Genomic DNA, 19,904 nt, shown 5'->3' with positions numbered 1-19,904 from the left:
TCGCCACTTAATCGATTGCCCGCTGTCGGACCCTCCCTTTACGCTCGGCAAGTGAGGTTCCTCCGCGCTCCCGAATTCCCGCTCCCCGATCCGCTGCGCCCGGACGGCACGCGAGGCGACCCCCAGGAACCGCCGTCGAGCCCCTGGCGCTTCCTCGCCTGGCTCGCCACCCGCGACAAGGGCCTCGCGATCGCCGCGCTCATCACCTCCGGCCTCGCCCTCGGCTCGCTCCCGGTCCTCCCGTACTTCCTGACCGGCGCGGTCGACCACGGCCTGCGCGAACGCGACTGGGGCGCCCTCGCGTTCTGGGCCGCCGCCATGGTCCTCGCCGGCTTCGCCACCGCCGGGATGATCGTGTGGTCCCACCGCCTCACCGTCTACTGGCGCATGGACGCGTCCTACCGCACCCTCCAGCTCGCCACCCGCAAGGTCAACCGCCTCGGCGACGAGCTGCGGCAGAAGGTCACCACCGGCGAGGTCGTCTCGGTCGGCGCCACCGACATCAACCGCATCTCCTGGGCCGTCGACTCCCTCTCGCCCACCGCCGGGTGCCTCATCGGCCTCATCGCCGTCGGCGTGCTCCTGTTCAACACCTCGGTCGCGCTCGGCCTCACCATCTTCGTCGGCGTCTTCGCCGTCGGCCTCATCACCGGCCCGGTCCTCAACAAGCTCCAGGACCGCCAGGAGGCCTACCGCGAACGCGTCGGCGACATCACCGACCGCGCCTCCGACATCGTCTCCGGCCTGCGGGTCCTGCGCGGCATCGGCGGCGAGGCCCGCTTCACCGCCTCCTACCGCAAGGACTCCGAGGCCCTGCGCGAAGCCGGGTTCAAAGTCGCCGGACCGCAGGCGTGGCTCAACGCCCTCGGCGAAGGCACCCCCGCGGTCCTCCTCGGCGTCGTCATCTGGATCGCCGCCCGACAGGTCGCCGCCGGCGACCTCACCCCCGGCCAGATGGTCGCCGCGTTCGGCTACACCAGCGCACTCCTGCTGCCCGTCCACTGGCTCATCGGATGCACCTACCGCATCATCGAAGGCCGCGTCGCCGCCGGCAAGGTCTGCGAACTGCTGAACACGCCCGAACGCGAGACCCCCGCCCAGACCCTCCCCGGCCCCGCGGCCGGCGCCGAACTCCACGACCCCGACTCCGGCCTCACCGTCGAAGGCGGCGAACTCCTCGCCGTCGCCTCCGCCGACTCCGACCAGGTCGCCCGCGTCTTCGACCGCCTCGGCGGCTACGCCGAATCCGAAGCCCGCTTCGGCGGCGTCCCCGTCTCGGGGCTCGACCGCGACGAACTGCGCCGCCGCGTCCTCGTCGCCGAACACGACGCCTACCTCTTCGCCGGCACCCTCGCCTCCACGATCGCCGCCCGCGACGGCGAGACCCGAGTCGCATCCGCCATCGAAGCCGCCTCCGCCGCCGACGTCGTCGAATCCCTCCCCGACGGCCTCGACTCCGAACTCGACAACCAGGCCCGCACCCTCTCCGGCGGCCAGCGGCAGCGCCTGCGGCTCGCCCGCGCCCTCGCCGCCGCCCCCGAAGCGCTCCTGCTCCACGAGCCGACCTCCGCGGTCGACTCCCACACCGAGGCCCGCATCGTCGACCGCCTCACCGAGACCCGCGCCGGCCTCGCCACCGCGGTCGCCACCACCTCGCCCTTGTGGCTCGGCCGCGCCGACCGCGTCGCCTTCGTCCAGGGCGGCAAGGTCATCGCCACCGGCACCCACCACGAGCTCGCCGCCGAGCACCCCGACTACCGCGCACTCGTCTCCCGGGAGGAAGCATGAGCACCACCGCCCCCGCCGCCGGGCAGCTCCCCGTCGCCGACACCCCCGCGGTCCGCCGCGCCTTCCTGCGGCTCCTCCTGACCGAGAAGCGCCGCGCCGCCGTCGCCGTGGGACTCCACCTCGTCGCCGCCGTCGCCGCCGCGGTCGCGCCCCTCCTCCTCGGCGAGATGCTCGACCGGCTCACCGCCGGCTCCGGCACCGGCGCCATCGACCGGCTCGCCCTCGGCCTCGTCGCCTCCATCGCCGCCGTCATCGGCTTCACCTGGGCCGGGACCTTCGTCTCCCACCGCCTCGGCGAACGCCTCTCCGCGCGCATGCGCGTCGAGTTCGTCGACCGCGCCCTCCGCCTGCCGATGCCCGTCGTCGAACAGGCCGGCTCCGGCGACCTCATGACCCGCTCCTCCGCCGACGTCCCCGAAGCCGGCGTGCTCTTCCGCGACGGCCTCCCGCAGATCACCGTCTCGATCCTCAAGGTCATCGTCTTCCTCGGCGCCATGCTCTGGGCCAGCCCGCTGCTGGGCCTGTGCATGCTCGTCGTCGTCCCGCCCCTGTTCATCGGCACCCGCTGGTACCTCAAGCGCGCCCGCACCGGCTACCTCAACGAACGCCAGGCCGAATCCGCCATCGGCGACACCATCGGCGCCTCCGCCGACGGCGCCCGCACCACCGAGACCTACCGCCTCCGCGACCGCCGCGACGCCGCCGGCGACGCCACCGTCGCTCGCCACTGGGCCGCCGCCCGCTACACCCTGTTCCTGCGCAGCGTGTTCTTCCCGTTTCTCGACGGCGCCTACGCCCTCCCGACCGCGACCGTGCTCCTGGTCGGCGGCGCACTCTACTTCGACGGCGCGGTCACCATCGGCACCGTCGCCTCCTGCGCGGTCCTCACCCGCCAGATCATGTTCCCGATCGACCACATCCTCATGTGGGTCGAGAAGGTCCAGCGCGGCTTCGCCGCCATGTCCCGCATCGAAGGCGTCGCCGAAGCCGAGGACACCGAAGCGAACGCCACCGCCGAGCGGCCCGTCGACGGCACCGTCGACCTCATCGACGTCCGCTACGCCTACCCCTCCGGCACCCGCGACGTCCTCCACGGCGTCACCCTCAGCGTCCCCGCCGGCCAGCGCCTCGCCGTCGTCGGACCCTCCGGCGCCGGCAAGTCCACTCTCGCCCGCCTCATCTCCGGCTCCGACACGCCCCGCGAAGGCCGCGCGGCCATCGGCGGCGTCGACGTCGCCGCACTCCCGCTCGACGAGCGCCGCCGCCGCGTCACCCTCGTCACCCAGGAGCACCACGTCTTCACGGCCTCCCTGCGCGACAACCTCATCCTGGCCAGAGCCGACGCCTCGGACGCGGAACTGAACGACGCGCTCGCCGCCGTCGGCGCCGACTGGGCCTTCGACCTGCCCGACGGACTCGACACCGCCCTGGGCGGCAAGGCCCGCGAACTCGACGCCGCCTCCGCGCAGCAGATCGCGCTCGCGCGCATCATCCTCGCCGACCCCGACGTGGTGATCCTCGACGAGGCCACCGCGATGCTCGACCCGCGGGCCGCCCGCGACACCGAGCGGGCCCTCGCCGCGGTCCTGGAGGGCCGCACCGTGATCGCGATCGCCCACCGGCTCCACACCGCCCACGACGCCGACCGCATCGCCGTCGTCGAGGACGGCCGCGTCGCCGAACTCGGCAGCCACGACGAGCTCATCGCCCTCGACGGCCACTACGCCGCCCTCTGGCGGGCCTGGCACGGCGGGGCCGAGAACCGGGCGGACGCCGACGACGGCGAACCGGAGCACCGGGAGGAGGATCTTGCGTCCGCGGGGAACCCGTTGTAGGGCAAAAGAAATGGGCCCCGGACGAACGCCCGGGGCCCGCACTGGCTCGAGAACACCACCACAAGTCGGAACACCCACCGACTCGTTCTTAGCAAGGAAACAGAAAGGAAACCAGGAAACCCGTTCCGAACCAGTACCGAGAGAGTATCACGTCACATTCGAATCGGCTAGGGGGTGGATTCCGGCCTGCTCGATCCGTGACGACACGAGTACCGGCCTGCGCCGCCGCACCCGGCGGCCGCCGCGGTATGACGCGCTCCCGCACGCGCCGTGCCCGCCTCGGGCCGCCGCCGCGCACGGCACTAGACTCGACTGGTCTTCCCGCAGCTAGTAACCGTTAGGAAACACCTGTCGTGAGTACGATTTCTCGCGAGGAAGTCGCGCACCTGGCGCGGCTCGCCCGCCTCGAGGTCACCGATGAAGAGCTCGACGCCTTCGCCGGCCAGCTCGACGTCATCCTCCAGTCGATGAAGACGCTCGCCGAAGTGGACACGGACGGCGTCCAGCCGACCTCGCACGCGGTGCCGCTGGTGAACGTGTTCCGGGAAGACCAGCCCCAGCCGTCCCTGCCCCGCGACGCCGCGCTCGCCGGCGGCCCCGACACCTTCGAGGACCGCTTCCGCGTCCCGCGCATCCTCGACGAGGAGGCATAAGCGCATGAGCCGCATCATCGACAAGACCGCCGCCGAGCTCGCCGCCGACATCCGCGACGGCCGCCTCACCTCCGTCGAGGTCACCACCGCGTTCCTCGACCGCATCGACGCCGTCGACGGCACCGTCAAGGCGTTCCTGCACGTCGACCGCGACGGCGCGCTCGCCACCGCCCGCGAAGTGGACGAGGCGGTCGCCCGCGGCGAGGCCCTCGGCCCGCTCGCCGGCGTCCCCGTCGCCGTCAAGGACGTCGTGGTCACCAAGGGCATGCCGACCACCGCCGCCTCCAAGATCCTCGAAGGCTGGATCCCGCCCTACGACGCGACCATCGTCGAGCGCATCAAGGCCGCGAAGCTCCCGATCCTCGGCAAGACGAACATGGACGAGTTCGCCATGGGCTCCTCCACCGAGTACTCGGCCTACTTCAAGACCGTCAACCCGTGGGACACCGGCCGCATCCCCGGCGGCTCCGGAGGCGGCTCCGCCGCCGCGGTCGCCGCGAAGATGGCCCCGCTCGCCATCGGCACCGACACCGGCGGCTCCATCCGCCAGCCCGGCGCCGTCACCGGCACCTTCGGCGCCAAACCCACCTACGGCGGCAACTCCCGCTACGGGCTCATCGCCTTCTCCTCCTCGCTCGACACGCCCGGCCCGGTGTCCCGCAACGCCCTCGACGGCGCGCTGCTCCACGAGGTCATCTCCGGGCACGACCCGCGCGACTCGACCTCCATCGACGCGCCCGTCCCGCCCGTGGTCGAGGCCGCGCGCCTCGGCGCCACCGGCGACCTCTCCGGCGTGAAGCTCGGCGTCGTCAAGGAGTTCAAGGAAGGCGCCGACGCCGCCGAACCCGGCGTCGTCGCCGCCTACGAGGCCGGCCTCGAGCAGCTCGTCAAGCTCGGCGCCGAACTCGTCGAGGTCTCCTGCCCGTCCTTCGCGTACGCGCTGCCGACCTACTACCTCATCGCCCCGTCCGAGGCCTCCTCGAACCTGGCCCGCTACGACGGCGTCCGGTACGGCCTCCGCGCCGGCGACGACGGCAAGCGGAGCCTCGAAGAGGTCATGAGCCTCACCCGCGAAGCCGGGTTCGGCCCGGAGGTCAAGCGCCGCATCATCCTCGGCACCTACGCCCTCTCCGCCGGGTACGTCGACGCCTTCTACGGCAAGGCCCAGAAGGTCCGCACGCTCATCAAGCAGGACTTCGAGAAGGCGTTCGAGCAGGTCGACGCCCTCGTCAGCCCGACCACGCCGTTCATCGCGTTCGAGTTCGGCGCCCGCACCGGCGACCCGTACCAGATGTACCTCGCCGACCTCTACACGATCCCGACGAACATGTACGGCGGCCCCGGCGTCTCCGTCCCCGTCGGCCTCTCCGAGGGCATGCCCGTCGGCCTCCAGGTCATGGGCCCCGTACTCGGCGACGACATCACCTACCGCGTCGCGGCCGCACTGGAGTCCACCCAGGACGTCCTCCTCGCCGACACCGCGCCCGAGATCTCCGCACAACGTTTCACTTCGTTCGACGAGGGTGGGAAGTAAGCACATGACGAAGTTGAACACCTTCGAGCAGGCCGTCGCGACCTACGAGCCCGTCCTCGGCCTCGAGACGCACATCGAGCTCGACACGAACACCAAGATGTTCTGCGGCTGCTCGACCGCCTTCGGCGCCGAGCCCAACACCCAGGTGTGCCCGGTCTGCCTGGCCCTGCCCGGCGCCCTCCCGGTCGCCAACAAGGCCGCCGTCGAGGCCACCATCAAGATCGGCCTGGCGCTCAACTGCCGCATCGCCGAGTGGACCCGCTTCGCCCGGAAGAACTACTTCTACCCGGACATGCCGAAGAACTTCCAGACCAGCCAGTACGAGGAGCCGCTCTGCGAAGACGGCTACGTCGACGTGGTCGTGGACGGCAAGGCGTACCGCGTCGAGATCGAGCGCGTGCACCTCGAGGAGGACACCGGCAAGACCCTCCACGTCGGCGGCACCACCGGCCGCATCCACGGCGCCACCGAGTCCCTCGTGGACTACAACCGCGCCGGCATCCCGCTGGTGGAGATCGTCACCAAGCCCGTGCCGGGCACCGGCGCACTCGCGCCCGAGGTCGCCCGCGCCTACACCGCCGAGCTGCGCGACATCGTCCGCTCCCTCGGCGTCTCCGACGTCCGCATGGAGCAGGGCTCCCTGCGCTGCGACGTCAACCTCTCGCTGAACCGGCCCGGCGAGGAGTGGGGCACCCGCACCGAGACCAAGAACGTGAACTCGCTGCGCTCGGTCGAACGCGCCGTCCGCTACGAGGTCCGCCGCCAGTCGGCGCTCCTCGACGCCGGCGAGCGGATCTTCCAGGAGACCCGCCACTTCCACGAGACCACCGGCGAGACCAGCCCCGGCCGCTCCAAGGAGGAGGCCACCGACTACCGGTACTTCCCCGAGCCGGACCTCGCCGTCATGGAGCCGTCCCGCGAATGGGTCGAGGAGCTCCGCGCCTCGCTGCCCGAACTCCCGCGCAAGCGCCGCGAGCGCCTCCAGGCCGCGTGGTCCTTGGGGGACAAGGAGATGCAGTCGGTCGTCAACGCCGACGCCGTGGACCTCATCGAGGCCACCGTCGCCGCCGGCGCCACGCCGTCCGCGGCCGTCAAGTGGTGGCTCGGCGAGCTCTCCCGCCGCGCCAACGAGTCCGGCGAGGAGCTCGCCGCCATGCGGATCACGCCCGCGGAGGTCGCCGAGCTCCAGGGCATGGTCGACGACGGCCGGCTCAACGACAAGCTGGCCCGCCAGGTCATCGACGGCGTCCTCGCCGGCGAGGGCTCCCCGTCCGACGTCGCGGCCAAGCGCGGCCTCGAGGTCGTCTCCGACACCGGCGCGCTCGAAGCCGCCGTCGACGAGGCCATCGCTGCGAACCCGGCCGTCGCCGACAAGATCCGCGGCGGCACCCACGCCGCCGCCGGCGTCCTCATCGGCGCGGTCATGAAGGCCACCAAGGGCCAGGCCGACGCCGGCACGGTCCGCCAGATCATCCTGGACAAGCTCGGATAGTCCACCGAAGCGGGGGCCGGATCGACTGATCCGGCCCTTTTGCGTTCACCGTCCGTTCAGTCCCAGTGTGAGCCGCGAGTCTTTGGGAACCCCACAGAGCGATGTTCTTCACAGCGGCGGAGTACCCTGAAGCGGCAGGTGCAGTTGCGACCCGAGGAGGTGAGGGCCATGGGCGACGACCCCGGATCCAGTCGAGATACCGACGTGTTCTTCCCTTTCCGGCTTCACCGTGCCTCGCGCCCTCTTATCGTGGAGAGGGCCGCCTGACCTGCGCATCTCTTCTTGCGCGTCGATGGGTTGATCGACGGCTCGCCAGTCTCGCGAGCCGGGGCACGGCCCTTTCCTCGTGTTAGGAGGTGGCTGACGCATGGCAACGACCATTCAGCCCATTTCGCCCGCAGCGGTCGACGAACTCGCTGCACTCCGGCTCGAACTCGCCGACACCTCGACCGTCGAACTCGCCGAAGAGCTCCCCCGCATGGACCTCGCGGAGCAGGCGCTCAGGTTCCGGCTGCTCCCCAAGGACCGCGCGCTCGCCGTCTTCGAGGAGCTCGACACCGTCCACCAGCAGGAGCTGCTCGACGGACTCAAGTCCGACTTCGTGCGGGACCTGCTCGAGTCCATGGAGGCCGACGACCGGGCCAAGCTCTTCGACGAGATGCCCGCCAAGGTCGCGACCCGGTTCCAGTCCCAGTTGAGCGCCGCCGACCGGCGCCAGACCGCCCAGCTCCTCGGGTACGACCCCGAGTCGGCCGGGCGCATCATGACGCCCGACTACGTGTCGCTGCGCGCGTCGATGTCCGCCGCCGCGGCGATCGAGCGCATCCGGCACCTGCGCGAGCGCCCCCGGCACCTCGACGTGCTGCCGGTGACCGACGGGCACCGCAAGCTCCTCGGCACCGTCACCCTGGCCGACCTCGTCAGCGCCGACCCGGACACCGCCGTCGCCGAGCTCATCGCGAGCGAGCACTACCAGGTCTCCACCGACACCGACCAGGAGGAGGCCGCGCGCCTCATCCAGGAGGCCAACCTCAACGCGCTGCCGGTCGTGGACCACGAGGACCGGCTCGTCGGCCTCATCACCTGGGACGACGCCATGGAGGTCCTCGAGGCCGAGGACACCGAGGACGCCGCCCGAGGCGGTGCCTCCGAGCCGCTGGAGCGGCCGTACCTGTCCGCGGGCGTGTTCATGCTGGCGCGCAAGCGCGCCATGTGGCTCCTCGTGCTCGCCGTCTCGGCCTCGCTGACGGTGACGGTGCTCAACGCCTTCGAGGGGTACCTCGCGAACGTCACGGTCCTGGCGGTGTTCATCTCGCTGCTCACCGGCACGGGCGGGAACTCCGGCTCCCAGGCGTCGGTGACGATCATCCGCGCCATGGCCGTCGGCGAGGTCCGGTTCTCCGACGCGTTCCGGATCACCTGGCGGGAGTCGCGCGTGGGCTTCCTCCTGGGCGCCATGCTCGCGGCCGTCGGCGGCCCGGTCGTCGGCGTCGTCTACGGCTGGGACATCGGGCTCATCATCGCCGTGACGCTGCTGTGCATCTGCACCTGGTCGACGTTCGTCGGCTCGCTCCTGCCGCTCCTGGCGAAGAAGGTCGGCATCGACCCGGCCCTGGTCTCGGCCCCGATGGTCTCGACGCTGTGCGACGCGACCGGGCTGCTCATCTACTTCTCGGTCGCGGCCCTGGTCCTCGGACCGGCCCTGACCGGTTGAGCCGCAAGCGGAAAGCCCCCGGCGCGCATCGCGCCGGGGGCTTTCCGCCCGCTTCAGTCCTGCTGGGGGCTCGTCGTCTCGGTGCCGCTCTGCAGCTCGCCCCCGTCGACCTGGTCCTCGGTGGGGATCACGGTCCGGTCGAGGGTCACGTCGCCCTCGCCGGCGGAGCCGACCGAGATCGAGTCGTACGCGGTGAGCGCCTTCGTGGCCGGGTCGAAGTAGAGGATGTCCATCTCCATCTTCATCGCGTCCGAGGACGTGAAGGCGCGCAGCCCGGCCGCGCCGGTGGAGCCCTCGACCATGAGCATGGTGCCGTCGCCGAGGTCCGAGACCGACCGCTCGTGCATGTGCCCGGCCAGGACCAGCGGGACCGTCCCGGCGAGGGGCGGGGCCATCGGGGGCTCGTGGACCATGGCGACGTCGGCGCCGCCGGCCTCCTCGATCGCGGCCGCGAGCCGCTCCCCGGACTCGACGAGCATCTGCTCGGCGTACTCGCTCGTCGGCTGGTTGCCCTTGTCGGGGGTGAAGCGCGGGTCGGCGACCCCGGCGAACTCGAGCCCGGCGATCTCGCGGACCTCGCCGTCGAGGACCACGACGTTGTCGTAGGCGGCCAGGGCGGCCACGGTCGTCGCCGAGTCGTGGTTGCCCTTGACGAACACGTACGGCACGTCGATCTGCTCGACGCCCTGCGAGAAGATCTCGGCCTCCTGCTCGGAGCCCCAGTCGTTCATGTCGCCGGTGTCGGCGACCGCGTCGATGTCGAACTGGCCGACGACGGTCTCCATCAGGTGCCATGCGGACGGGTTCAGGTGCAGGTCGGAGACGTGGAGGACCTTGATCGAGTCGTCCTCGATGCCGACCTGCGGCATGTTCATCGCGAGCGTGTAGAACCCGGAGATGTTGGTGACGATCTGCTGGAGGTCGGAGACGTACTCCTCGTAGTTCTCGGCGATGTCCTCGGCGCTGCCGACCACGCTGGGCGCGTAGGTGAGCAGCCCCTCGTACCGCGGCTGCGAGATGGACTCGGCGCGCAGGGTGGACGCCGCGTAGCCGCAGATCGCCGCGGTCACGGCCAGTGAGGTGAGCCCGGTGAGCAGCGCGCGGCGCATGTTGCGGAACGCGAGGGCGCCGACGAGGAGCCCGCACAGGGTCACGATCGCGAGCGCTTCGACGGCGACGCGGATGACGGCGTCGGTGACCTCGGTGGCGAGGTTCTCGGAGGCGACGGTGAAGCCGTCGGGAGAGTTCATGATCTGCCGCGCCTCGATCGGGTCGACCGAGTCGAGCGTCAGGTTCAGGCCCACGGGCCCGTCGTGGCTGTCGAACACGATGTCGCCGAGCGGCGGGATGTTCACGACGGTCTCGCCGCCGACGTCCGGGTGGAGGGCCACGGTGGTGTCGAACGGCCCGATGTCGGCCTCGGTGCCGCCGACGAGCGCCAGGCCGGCCGCGGCGGCGCCGGTGCCGAGGAGCAGGACCGCGGCGACGACGGCGGCGCGCCGGGCCCCGGGCCTGCTGCGGAAGCGCGACCAGCCCGCTCTCGCCTTGCGCCACAAGGATCTCGCGCGCCGCCCGGACTGGCGGGCGGCGGTGCGGAGGCGGCGCATGGAGCTGGACTGATCGCTCATAAGACCCTTCCCTGTGCGGCGTAGCTGGTGGAGAAGCGGATGATGCGGTCGTCGGTCTCGTCGGCGGTGCAGCCGCGCTCTTCGACGCAGCGGCCGTCGCGGTTGGAGGTCGTCACCCACAGCATCCCGTCGGGGCCCATCGCGACCGATCGTAGTCGACCGAATTCGCTGACGATCGCCGCTTGCGGCTCGCCGGCGGGTGCGCCGGACCCGTCGAACTGGACGACCCAGAGCCGCTGCCCGCGCAGGCAGGCGGTGACGAGGGAGTCCCCGAGGAAGACCGCGCCGGCGCAGGAGGCCTCGAAGGGCTCCCAGGTGACGACCGGGTCCCGGTACGCCGAGTCGGTGCCCGGCCCCTCGAAGTGGGGCCAGCCGTAGTTCGCGCCGGGCTCGATGAGGTTGACCTCGTCGGCCACGTCCTGGCCGAACTCGGTGGCGTACAGGGCTCCGGCGGCGTTCCAGGCGAGGCCCTGGACGTTGCGGAGCCCGAGCGCGTAGACGGGGGAGGCGGCGTCCGGGTTGCCTTCGGCGGGTTCGCCTGCGGTGGTGATGCGGAGGATCTTGCCGCCCAGGGATTCCGGGTCCTGGGAGTTGCCCCCGTCCCCGGCGTCGCCGGTGGCGGCGTACAGGAACCCGTCGGGGCCGAAGTCGAGGGCGCCGCCGTTGTGCTCGGGCCCGGCCGGGATTCCGGTCAGGATCGGTTCGGGCGCGGCGTCGCTCGCGGTGTCGATGCGGGCGATCCGGTTGTCCTCGCCGGTCGTGTAGTAGACGAACACCGAGTGGTCCTCGGCGTAGCCGGGGGAGACGGCGAGGCCGAGGAGCCCGCCTTCACCGGTGGCCTCCACGTCGACGGTGCGGAGCTCCTCGGGAGTGCCGGGGGTGCCGTCGGCGGCGATGGGGATCCGGAGGATCCGGCCGCTGCGCTCGCCGACGATGGCGGTGCCGTCGGGCAGGAAGTCGAGGCCCCACGGCACGTCGAGTCCGTCGGCGACGACGTCGATGAACGTGGCCGGGCTCTCGGGCGCGTCGGAGGGCGACGGCAGGTTCGGCGGCCGGCCGGTCTCCGGTTCGGGCGGCTCGCCGAACGAGCACGAGGCGAGGGAGAGTGCGGCGGCGGCCGCAGCCGCGGCCGAGAGCAACCTGCGCATGGCCCCAACCTTATAGGCATGGGGTGACCGGGAACTGATGCCGCTTTTCACCGCCCCGGGGGTCCCCGATCGGGAGGCGTTTTATGCCGGAGTGGCGAAACCGATTGCTTCCATTACGCTTGGGACCTGTGAAAGTCTGGATCGCCCATGAAGAAGGCCGCGCCCTGCTGGGCGAGCTCCCCGCGGACGTCGAGGTCGAGGTGTACGACGGGAAGTCGGGCTATCCGTCCGACCCGTCGACGGTCGAGTTCTGGATCCCTCCCTTCCTGGCCCAGTCGAAGCTCACCACGCCGCTGCGGGACATGACGTCGCTGAAGGCGATCCAGCTCCTGAGCGCGGGCGCCGAGGTGTGGGTCCCGGTGGTCCCGCCGGGCGTGGCCCTGTGCGACGCGCAGGGCGTGCACTCGGGGACGACCGCCGAGTGGACCGTCGGCGCGGTCCTCGCGTCGATGCGCGGCTTCGACGTGTTCGCCCGGCAGCAGCTCCGGCACGAGTGGAAGGTCGAGTTCACGACCACGATCGTCGGCAAGCGCGCCCTCATCGTCGGCGCCGGCGACATCGGCGAGCGGGTCGCCGCGGTCCTGGCCGCGCTCGGTGCCGAGGTCGACAAGGTCGCCCGCCGCGCCCGCCCCGGCGTCCACCCGATCGACGCGGTCGAGGACCTCCTGCCGGCCGCCGACGTGGTGGTCCTGATCCTTCCGCTGACCGACGCCACCCGCGGCCTGGTGGACGCGAAGTTCCTGTCCCGCATGAAGGACGGCGCGCTCCTGGTCAACGCCGCGCGCGGCCCCATCGTCGACACCGACGCCCTCGTCGCCGAGGTCGCCTCGGGCCGTCTGAAGTGCGCCCTCGACGTGGTCGACCCCGAGCCGCTCCCTGAGGACCACCCGCTGTGGGACCTGGAGGGCGCGATCATCACCCCGCACGTCGCCGCCTCGGTCGACGGCACCATCGCCCGCGCCTACGCCCCCGTCGGAGCCCAGATCCGCAGGGCCGCAGCGGGAGAGCCCCTGCGGAACGTGGTGGCGGACGGCTACTAGGGGCGGCTCACCGCGCGACGCTCACGACCCGGCGCTCACCGTTCGCCTTCGGCGGGGGCGTCCTCGCGGAGCTCCTGGCCGCCGATCTCGAGGACCTGCGGTAGGTTCTCGGGCTTGAGCGGGTCGAGTCTGACCTGGGACTGGTCGGCGAGTATGGCCTGGACGCCCTCGTCGCCGGTGGCGAAGCCGTCGATGTGCCTCCAGGGGATCTCGCGGGCGGTGAACATGCCGCGGACGACGATGCCGTCGGTGGTGACGTCCACTCCGGAGCGCCAGGCCCACATCGAGACCGCTACAGGCGCGAAGAGCAGGACGACGCCGAGGACGGCCGAGAGCGGGCCCCAGAGCGGCCGCTCCACGATGAGCGAGAAGGACAGCGGCGCCACCGTCAGCCAGGCCACGAAGGCCGCGCCGGTGATCGCCGCGGAGCGGCGCACGCGCAGTCGGCGGGTCGGGAGCGGGGAGTCTGCGGACGTCATGCGTCCAGATTGACACACGCGGGCGCGCAGGCCGCGGGGTGCCGGTCCGGTTTCTGTCGGATTGTCGCTTGACGTGCGGCTACGGCGTGGCACGATCAGCTCATCGGCAGCGGTACGAGCCTGGTGGGGGTGAGCGTGGCCGTCAAGATCACATTCCGTCCGACGACGCGGCAGGTCGTCGGCCGCGCGCTGTTCCTCGGCGGAGTCGCCGCGCTCGTGGCGCTCGTCCCGGCCGCGCTCTACATGCTCGTGGTCGGCCACTGGTACCGCCTCACCCTCGGCGGGCTCGTCCTCGTCGCCGCCGCGGTGGCCCTCGCGGTCGCCTACGCCGGGGCTCGCCGGCACGGCGTGGTCCTCGACGAGCGGGGGATCCACCCGCTGGAGTCCAATGGGCCGCAAGGGGCTTCGAAGGCCGAACGGTACGCCGCCTGGACCGAGGTGGCGGACATCCGCGCCGAGCGGCGCGCCGGGCGGACCGTCCCGGTCGTCTACCTGAACGACCCGGCGCAGAAGCCGTGGCGGCTCGGGGCCCCCTACTCGGGCCGCGCGCTCTCGGCCGACGACGAGCTCGACGAGAAGATCTTCGTCATGCGCAGCCTCTGGGAGGGGTACCGCCACGGGCGCTCGCCGCGCCGCGAAGGCGTGTGAAGGCATCGGCCGGCGTCATCGGGGAAGGCGCTGACGCGAACCGGGGCTTCTGAAAGTGTCGAGCGGCGCTGCGCCGGTATGCGATTGCCGATCCGATCCGTTTTCATCCCGCGACGAGCTTGACCCGCAGGGCATGGTCGGGGCATCATCCTGAATACGCTTTCCGACGATCTGGATCCGCCGACACCGAAGGGCTCCGCCGCAGTGCCGCATCCGAACACCGACATCATCCCCACGATCGAAGGCCTCGCCTACGGCGGCGACTACAACCCCGAGCAGTGGCCGCGCGAAGTCTGGGACGAGGACGTCCGGCTCATGCGCGACGCCGGCGTCAACCTCGTCAGCGTCAACATCTTCGCCTGGGCCGGCATCAACCCCGGTCCGGGCGAGTGGGACTTCGCGCGCCTCGACGCGATCATGGACCTCCTCGCCGGGGCGGGGATCAAGGCCGACCTCGCGACCGCCACCGCCTCGCCGCCGCCGTGGTTCTCCCAGCGCCACCCCGAGACGCTCCCGGTCAACGCCGAAGGCGTGCGCCTGAACCCCGGCGCCCGCGCCGAGTACTGCCCGCACGCGCCCGCGTACCAGGAGGCCGTCGTCGAGATGGCGTCCCGCCTCGCCGAGCGGTACGCCGCCCACCCCGCGCTCGCCATGTGGCACGTCGGCAACGAGTACTACCGCTCCTGCTTCTGCGACCTCGCCGCCGACGCCTTCCGGGCCTGGCTCCGGGACCGCCACGGCTCCCTCGACGGCCTCAACCACGCCTGGGGCACCACGTTCTGGTCCCAGACCTTCACCGACTGGTCCCAGGTCCTGCCGCCGCGGATCAGCGCCGAGACCCCCAACCCGGGCCTCGTCCTCGACTGGCGGCGGTTCGGCTCCGACGCGCTCCTCGCCCTCTTCAGGTCCGAGGCCGACGCGATCGCGAAGCGGAGCCCCGACAAGCCGATCACGACGAACCTCATGGTCACCGGCGACTTCTCCGGGCTCGACTACCACCGCTGGGGCGAGCACATGACCGGCCCGAACCGCCTCGTCGCCACCGACCACTACCTCATCCCCGAGCACGAGAGCGACATCGAGTGGCCCGCCCAGGTCGCCTTCGGCGCCGACGCCTCCCGCGGCCTCGCCGGCGGCTCGCCGTGGCTCCTGATGGAGCAGGCCGCGAACTCCAGCGCCTGGCGCCGCGGCTACTTCGCCAAGCGGCCCGGCGACCAGCTCCGCCACTCGCTCTCCTACGTCGCCCGCGGCTCGGAGGGCGCCATGTTCTTCCAGTGGCGCGCTTCGCGGTACGGCGCCGAGCGGTACCACTCGGCGATGCTCCCGCACGGCGGCCCGGACTCGAAGGTCTTCCGCGAAGTGAAGGCGTTCGGCGCGCAGCTCCAGCGGCTCGCCGAGATCAAGGGATCCACAGTGGTCTCGCGGGCCGCGGTCCTCCTCGACTTCGAGTCGTGCTGGGCCGCGGCGACCCCGGGCCAGCCGTCCTCCGACATGGCCTCGTACCCCGAGATCCGGCGCTGGCACGCGGCCCTGTGGCGCCGCGGCGTCACCACCGATGTGGTGAACCCCGCGTGGGACCTCGGCGGCTACGAGTTCGTGTTCGCCCCGCACCTGTACCTCCTCGACTCCGACGCGCACCTGCGCGGCTACGTCGAGCGCGGCGGCACCCTCGTCATCGGCCCCTACTCGGGGATCGCCGACCGCAACGAGCACGTCCACCCGGGACCGCCCGGCGCGATCCGCGACCTCGTCGGGGTCCGCGTCGAGGAGTTCGCGCCGCTCCCGGAGGGCGCGACGATCGCCCTCGACGACGGCACCGAGGGCCGGACCTGGTCCGAGGCGGCGCACCCGATCGACGCCGACGTGGTCGCCTCCTTCACCGAGTACCCGTCCACGGGCGCGGTCTTCCGCCGCCGCCTCGGCGACGGCGAGGTCTGGTACCTCGCGACCCGCCCGACCGACCTCGGCCCGCTCCTCGACCGGCTCGGCATCACCGCCGACGCCCCGGCGGGCCTCGAACTCGTCCGCCGCCGCCACGCGGACGGCCGCACGTACCTGTTCGCGCTCAACCACACCGGCGCACCGCAGCGCGTGGACGCGACCGGCGAGGACCTCCTGTCGGGCCGGCCCTGGACGCCGGCCTCGACGCTCGACGCCGGGGAGACGGCGGTGATCAGAGAACGAGCTGCGGCGCGTACGCGAGGACGATGAACCGGGCCGCCCGCCCGACGAGGCAGACGCCGGCGAACACCGGCGTCCGCATCCCGGTCCCGGCGATGTAGACACTGGTCGCCAGCAGCGGCGGCAGCCCGATGAACGCGCTCAGCAGCAGGACCGGCAGCGTCAGCGCGGGCCGCTCGAGCAGCGCCGTCAGCTTCGCGCCGGCGCGGCGCAGCGGCCCGCCCAGCCGGCTCATGCGCTCGCGCATCGGCGACGCGGGCCGCGGCCCGCGCCGCCGCTTGCGCTCGGCGACCGCGGCGAGCCAGCCCCGCACCCGCTCGGACCGGAACACGCCGCGGGCGCCGAGGAAGATCACGGTCTTCCCGATGGTCTGCCCGACGGCGGCGGCGATCCCCAGCCCGATCGGCCCGTACCCCGTCAGCGCCGCCAACCCGATCAGGTAAGGCTCGATCGGCGTGACCGGCACGAACGCCGACACGAGCGCCGTCAGGAACGTCGAGGCGTACGCGGCGATCACGCGCGGGCCGACTCGTCCGCCAGGAGCCGCCCCACCGCGACGAGCGACGCCACCTTCACCGCGGCCACCGCCACCGCGAACAGCGCCGGCCACAACGGCGTGGGCGACACCAGGACCAGCACGACCAGTCCGCCCGTGTTCAGCGCCTTCGCCGGCGGCGACCAGTTCCACCGGTACACGCCGCGGTGGACCTCGTAGAAGTAGTTGGGGCTGCTGATGGGCCAGCACAGGAACGCGAGGCTCAGCATGCAGTCGACGACCATGAACTGCGCCAGGAAGATCCCGACCGGCAGCGCCATGCCCGGCAGCAGCACGATCAACGCCGCCGCGCACAGGGAGGTGCACGCCCGGTCGGACACGATGTCGAACACGGCCCCGGCCCGCGTCTCCTGCCCCAGCCACCGCGCCGTCATCCCGTCCAGCATGTCGCCGACCCAGTAGACCAGGTACGCCGCCACCGCCAGCCACATGCTCTCCTGCACGATCGCCGGCACCGCCAGCCCGACCGACACGACCGTCCGCACCAGCGTCACCGCGTTCGGCACATTGACGAACCCCGACTCCGCAGCGACCACACCGCCGGAGCCGCGAGTGACAGGTCGCTCGATCACACCAAGTCCGAATCCATCGAGGGGCTGCAGCTGCGCGCTACCCCACAGACCCTATCCGGTCCCCGCAAACCCGTGTCCACCAACCGTTCACGGCCGCGCCGGGTCATCGCAGCGCGACAGCGGTGGCGATGATGAGCGCCCCGGCGATCGCGAAGCAGACGATGGCGGCCCGGAGCCGCTGGAACTTGGTCACCGCCAGCGTCGACAGCAGACGGCATTCCTCGACCGCGAACCGGAGGCGCACCTCGGGGTCCCGGGCCATGCGGCGGAAGTTCGCCTCGATCCGGTCGTGGGCGACGCCGGCCGCCGCGCGGAGCCCCGTCCTCCCCGACAGCCGCGGCCAGATCGCCGAGCCCAGGAACACGACGCCCAGCAGCATCACCGCCGCGGCGGTCCAGGCGAAGACCGTGCTGCTGCCCCGCGGCTCCACTAAAGAAGGCGTCGCGAGCAGCACGGCGGCCACCGGGAACGCGCCGGCCGCGAGCAGCGACGCCTTCGTGTCGGCCTGCACCAGCGTCGCCCGCGCCGCGTCGATGTTCCGGTGCGCCTCTTCGATCGCGGTCCGCACCTGCGATTCCGACATGGTCTCGACGTCGTCCATGAGCTTCTCCCGATCCGGCGGCCGCTTCATCTGAACGAGCCTAGGGCGTCCGCGCCGCCGCCGATGTCCCCGAACGGACAGTGTCGGCATTCCGACCGAAGCCTGAACCATTGCGCCGCAACGCATCCGATTACGAGACTGACTGCTCCGGAGCCGGGGACCCGGCCGGGGCCACCGGGTGGCGCAGGCCCGGGTGGCCGTCGGGGAGGGCCGCCTTGATGACCCACCCGCTCGCGATGAGGCACAGGACGAGCAGGGGCCAGGAGAGGACGACCTGCGCGAGGCCGCCGCCGATGACCGCGAAGTCGTCGCTGTCGCTGTTCCAGAACGGGGTGAGGATCGCGACGCGCAGCGCGTACATCGCCACCCAGACCCAGGAGGCGAGGGAGTACGCGCGCAGCAGGGCCGGGTCGAGGCGCCACTGGGTGCGCTGACCGAGGAGGCCGCCGACGATGAGTCCCAGGAGCGGTCGGCGGAAGACGATGAAGCCGGCCCAGACGAGGGCGCTGGCCGCGTTCGAGACGATCCGGGGGAGGAGGATGTCCTGCGCGCGTCCCGTGTAGAGGACGATCAGCGCCGCGACCGCGACGCTCAGCAGGCCGAGGACGACCGCGCGGGGCTTGCGCCGCTGCTTGAGCCGCACCACCGCGATCACGCCGGCCGACAGCAGTGAGGCCGAAGCCGCCCATGCGATCGAGTTGCCGGTCAGGAGCCAGGTGAGGACGAACACCACGAGCGGGGCGGTGGCGTCGATGGCGCCGCGCTTCCCGCCTAGTAGGCTGACGAGCGTGTCTTGCCGCACAATATCGGACAACTCCCGCCCCTCACCTCTCGACCCGGTATCCGAGGCAAGGCTACCCTAACCGCAGTGGCCCGCCGGGTTCCAGGCCCGCAGCCCCAACTACGGACGGATTGGCACGGTACCGGATGCTCGGCACACATCGGATCAGTGAATCGCAGCTCGTCGACCTGCTCCGCCGGGCCCGAAAAACCGACTTCGGCCGCTGGAACAAGGGCGACCTCACCCGCGCCATGACCGACCTCGGCTGGCAGGTCCGCTCCGCGGAGGTCGACATCGGCATGTGGCGCGCCGAGACCGGCTACGACACCGGCAACGCCATCGCCGACTCGGTCCCGCCCCAGACCCCGGTCTCCGGCCGCGCCGACTTCTACTCCATCGAGGTCATGGTCCTCCGGTCCGCCGAACGCGGCCGCCAGGGCGAGAACCACCGCACCCTCATCTTCCGCGAAGTCCTGCGGACCATGATGGCCGAACTCGGCGCCCCCGAGATCCGCGGCGGCGACGGCGGCCCCTGGATCCGCTGGTACCGCGACGGCCTCATCTTCGAACTCCACCTGCGCCGCTTCCACGGCGGCGTCACCCTCCGCCTGCTCTCCCCGGACCTGTTCGAGCAGCTCGAAGCCCACGCCATCGGCAAGGGCGACATCTCCGGCTGGGCCGCCTACGCCCGCCCGGGCCAGCGCCCGCCCGAGCCCGCCGTCCACGACATGGGCGAGTTCACCGAGCGCCTCAGCTCGCTCCTCCAGGACATGGCCGCCGACGTCCCGGTCGTCGACACCTCCGGCACCGTGCTCCTGCGCACCAGCGACTGGTCCGCCCGGTACGTCGCCGCGTTCGTCGACGACGGCCTCCGCGTCGAGGCCAGCGCCGCCGTCAGCGGCGCCTGGCGCTCCGGCCTGTCGAACCTGCCGAGCATGGGCTTCCGCGCCCCCAGCGGCACCCAGCCGAACTGGTCCCGGACCTTCAACTCCACCGACCGCACCGCCACCAACCAGGCCGCCCACATGATGGTGGACGCCCTGCGGGCCTTCGGCATCCAGGACCTGTTCGACATCGTCTACGACGGCTTCACCGCCGACGGCGAGCGCATGTACCTGCCCGTTCTCGGCATCGGCAGCGGCGACAGCCCGTACTAGGACCCGCGCTTCGGCGCCGCGCCGGCCCGAGGCGTCGACAGAGGCGCCGGTCAGCGGCGCGGTCCGACGACTCCGGCCGACCCTAGCCGCGCGGCTA

At 71.9% G+C, this 19,904-nt stretch carries 17 protein-coding genes; 10 read left to right on the top strand and 7 right to left on the bottom strand.

Annotation, left to right across the window (positions count from 1 at the left end; translation table 11 throughout):
* Nucleotides 1-51: 51 nt before the first annotated feature.
* From GFD30_RS13130 to mgtE, 6 genes are all read left to right on the top strand, one after another.
* Nucleotides 52-1,788, top strand: coding sequence for an ABC transporter transmembrane domain-containing protein (locus GFD30_RS13130; protein WP_194201953.1), 1,737 nt, complete (start codon nucleotides 52-54; stop codon nucleotides 1,786-1,788).
* A complete protein-coding gene (locus GFD30_RS13125) occupies nucleotides 1,785-3,623 on the top strand; it encodes an ABC transporter ATP-binding protein (protein WP_153025655.1) in 1,839 nt (612 codons plus the stop codon). The genes GFD30_RS13130 and GFD30_RS13125 overlap by 4 nt, the downstream gene beginning before the upstream one ends.
* 353 nt (nucleotides 3,624-3,976) lie before the next feature.
* The gene (gene gatC / locus GFD30_RS13120; protein WP_322633217.1) at nucleotides 3,977-4,276 is read left to right on the top strand and encodes an Asp-tRNA(Asn)/Glu-tRNA(Gln) amidotransferase subunit GatC; all 300 of its coding nucleotides are present in this window, start codon (nucleotides 3,977-3,979) and stop codon (nucleotides 4,274-4,276) included.
* Between the two features lie 4 nt (nucleotides 4,277-4,280).
* On the top strand, nucleotides 4,281-5,810 hold the full coding sequence (gatA, locus tag GFD30_RS13115; RefSeq protein WP_153025654.1) for an Asp-tRNA(Asn)/Glu-tRNA(Gln) amidotransferase subunit GatA: 1,530 nt from the start codon (nucleotides 4,281-4,283) through the stop codon (nucleotides 5,808-5,810).
* A 4-nt stretch (nucleotides 5,811-5,814) separates the two neighbouring features.
* A complete protein-coding gene (gatB, locus tag GFD30_RS13110; protein ID WP_153025653.1) occupies nucleotides 5,815-7,302 on the top strand; it encodes an Asp-tRNA(Asn)/Glu-tRNA(Gln) amidotransferase subunit GatB in 1,488 nt (495 codons plus the stop codon).
* A gap of 367 nt (nucleotides 7,303-7,669) precedes the next feature.
* Nucleotides 7,670-9,016, top strand: a complete 1,347-nt coding sequence (gene mgtE / locus GFD30_RS13105) for a magnesium transporter (RefSeq protein ID WP_153025652.1) — start codon at nucleotides 7,670-7,672, stop codon at nucleotides 9,014-9,016.
* Nucleotides 9,017-9,069: 53 nt separating this feature from the next.
* Here the strand turns inward: mgtE and GFD30_RS13100 are convergent, their stop codons facing one another.
* Together GFD30_RS13100 and GFD30_RS13095 are read right to left on the bottom strand one after the other, a co-directional pair.
* Nucleotides 9,070-10,644 (bottom strand): metallophosphoesterase family protein, encoded by a 1,575-nt coding sequence (locus GFD30_RS13100; protein ID WP_153025651.1) that lies wholly within the window; start codon nucleotides 10,642-10,644, stop codon nucleotides 9,070-9,072.
* Nucleotides 10,641-11,792, bottom strand: coding sequence for a PQQ-dependent sugar dehydrogenase (locus GFD30_RS13095; protein WP_153025650.1), 1,152 nt, complete (start codon nucleotides 11,790-11,792; stop codon nucleotides 10,641-10,643). The genes GFD30_RS13100 and GFD30_RS13095 overlap by 4 nt, the downstream gene beginning before the upstream one ends.
* Before the next feature lie 128 nt (nucleotides 11,793-11,920).
* Here GFD30_RS13095 and GFD30_RS13090 point away from each other — a divergent pair, with 128 nt between their 5' ends.
* Nucleotides 11,921-12,832: a 2-hydroxyacid dehydrogenase gene (locus GFD30_RS13090; protein WP_322633216.1), complete on the top strand. Its 912-nt coding sequence runs from the start codon at nucleotides 11,921-11,923 to the stop codon at nucleotides 12,830-12,832.
* A 35-nt stretch (nucleotides 12,833-12,867) separates the two neighbouring features.
* Here the strand turns inward: GFD30_RS13090 and GFD30_RS13085 are convergent, their stop codons facing one another.
* Nucleotides 12,868-13,311, bottom strand: coding sequence for a PH domain-containing protein (locus GFD30_RS13085; protein ID WP_153025648.1), 444 nt, complete (start codon nucleotides 13,309-13,311; stop codon nucleotides 12,868-12,870).
* Nucleotides 13,312-13,440: 129 nt separating this feature from the next.
* Between GFD30_RS13085 and GFD30_RS13080 the strand changes: the two genes are divergently transcribed.
* Nucleotides 13,441-13,959, top strand: a complete 519-nt coding sequence (locus GFD30_RS13080) for a hypothetical protein (protein ID WP_153025647.1) — start codon at nucleotides 13,441-13,443, stop codon at nucleotides 13,957-13,959.
* A gap of 204 nt (nucleotides 13,960-14,163) precedes the next feature.
* Nucleotides 14,164-16,170 (top strand): beta-galactosidase, encoded by a 2,007-nt coding sequence (locus tag GFD30_RS13075; protein ID WP_322633215.1) that lies wholly within the window; start codon nucleotides 14,164-14,166, stop codon nucleotides 16,168-16,170.
* On the opposite strand, the gene GFD30_RS13070 is transcribed toward GFD30_RS13075, so the two are convergent.
* The 4 genes from GFD30_RS13070 to GFD30_RS13055 form a co-directional block, all read right to left on the bottom strand.
* On the bottom strand, nucleotides 16,133-16,657 hold the full coding sequence (locus GFD30_RS13070) for a hypothetical protein (RefSeq protein WP_153025646.1): 525 nt from the start codon (nucleotides 16,655-16,657) through the stop codon (nucleotides 16,133-16,135). The two genes, GFD30_RS13075 and GFD30_RS13070, sit on opposite strands and share 38 nt — an antisense overlap.
* Nucleotides 16,654-17,268, bottom strand: a complete 615-nt coding sequence (locus GFD30_RS13065; RefSeq protein WP_322633214.1) for a CDP-alcohol phosphatidyltransferase family protein — start codon at nucleotides 17,266-17,268, stop codon at nucleotides 16,654-16,656. The genes GFD30_RS13070 and GFD30_RS13065 overlap by 4 nt, the downstream gene beginning before the upstream one ends.
* 103 nt (nucleotides 17,269-17,371) lie before the next feature.
* Nucleotides 17,372-17,899 carry a Pycsar system effector family protein gene (locus tag GFD30_RS13060; protein ID WP_153025644.1) on the bottom strand — a complete coding sequence of 176 codons (528 nt, stop codon included), beginning with the start codon at nucleotides 17,897-17,899 and terminating at the stop codon, nucleotides 17,372-17,374.
* A 100-nt stretch (nucleotides 17,900-17,999) separates the two neighbouring features.
* A complete protein-coding gene (locus GFD30_RS13055; RefSeq protein ID WP_322633213.1) occupies nucleotides 18,000-18,671 on the bottom strand; it encodes a DUF3159 domain-containing protein in 672 nt (223 codons plus the stop codon).
* A 125-nt stretch (nucleotides 18,672-18,796) separates the two neighbouring features.
* Between GFD30_RS13055 and GFD30_RS13050 the strand changes: the two genes are divergently transcribed.
* On the top strand, nucleotides 18,797-19,807 hold the full coding sequence (locus GFD30_RS13050) for a TY-Chap domain-containing protein (RefSeq protein WP_153025642.1): 1,011 nt from the start codon (nucleotides 18,797-18,799) through the stop codon (nucleotides 19,805-19,807).
* The last annotated feature ends 97 nt before the right edge of the window (nucleotides 19,808-19,904 follow it).

This window comes from Glycomyces albidus (genome assembly GCF_009451885.1).
Lineage (GTDB): Bacteria > Actinomycetota > Actinomycetes > Mycobacteriales > Micromonosporaceae > Glycomyces > Glycomyces albidus.
The sequence above is the reverse complement of the archived record's forward strand: the minus strand, read 5'-3'. Positions and strand labels throughout refer to the sequence as shown.

Bases quoted from the DNA above. Each gene is read 5' to 3' on its own strand.
- GFD30_RS13060 (WP_153025644.1), bottom strand. From the start codon at position 17,899: ATGAAGCGGCCGCCGGATCGGGAGAAGCTCATGGACGACGTCGAGACC.
- GFD30_RS13100 (WP_153025651.1), bottom strand. From the start codon at position 10,644: ATGAGCGATCAGTCCAGCTCCATGCGCCGCCTCCGCACCGCCGCCCGC.
- GFD30_RS13085 (WP_153025648.1), bottom strand. From the start codon at position 13,311: ATGACGTCCGCAGACTCCCCGCTCCCGACCCGCCGACTGCGCGTGCGC.
- gatB (WP_153025653.1), top strand. From the start codon at position 5,815: ATGACGAAGTTGAACACCTTCGAGCAGGCCGTCGCGACCTACGAGCCC.
- GFD30_RS13095 (WP_153025650.1), bottom strand. From the start codon at position 11,792: ATGCGCAGGTTGCTCTCGGCCGCGGCTGCGGCCGCCGCCGCACTCTCC.
- GFD30_RS13050 (WP_153025642.1), top strand. From the start codon at position 18,797: ATGCTCGGCACACATCGGATCAGTGAATCGCAGCTCGTCGACCTGCTC.
- mgtE (WP_153025652.1), top strand. From the start codon at position 7,670: ATGGCAACGACCATTCAGCCCATTTCGCCCGCAGCGGTCGACGAACTC.
- gatA (WP_153025654.1), top strand. From the start codon at position 4,281: ATGAGCCGCATCATCGACAAGACCGCCGCCGAGCTCGCCGCCGACATC.
- GFD30_RS13125 (WP_153025655.1), top strand. From the start codon at position 1,785: ATGAGCACCACCGCCCCCGCCGCCGGGCAGCTCCCCGTCGCCGACACC.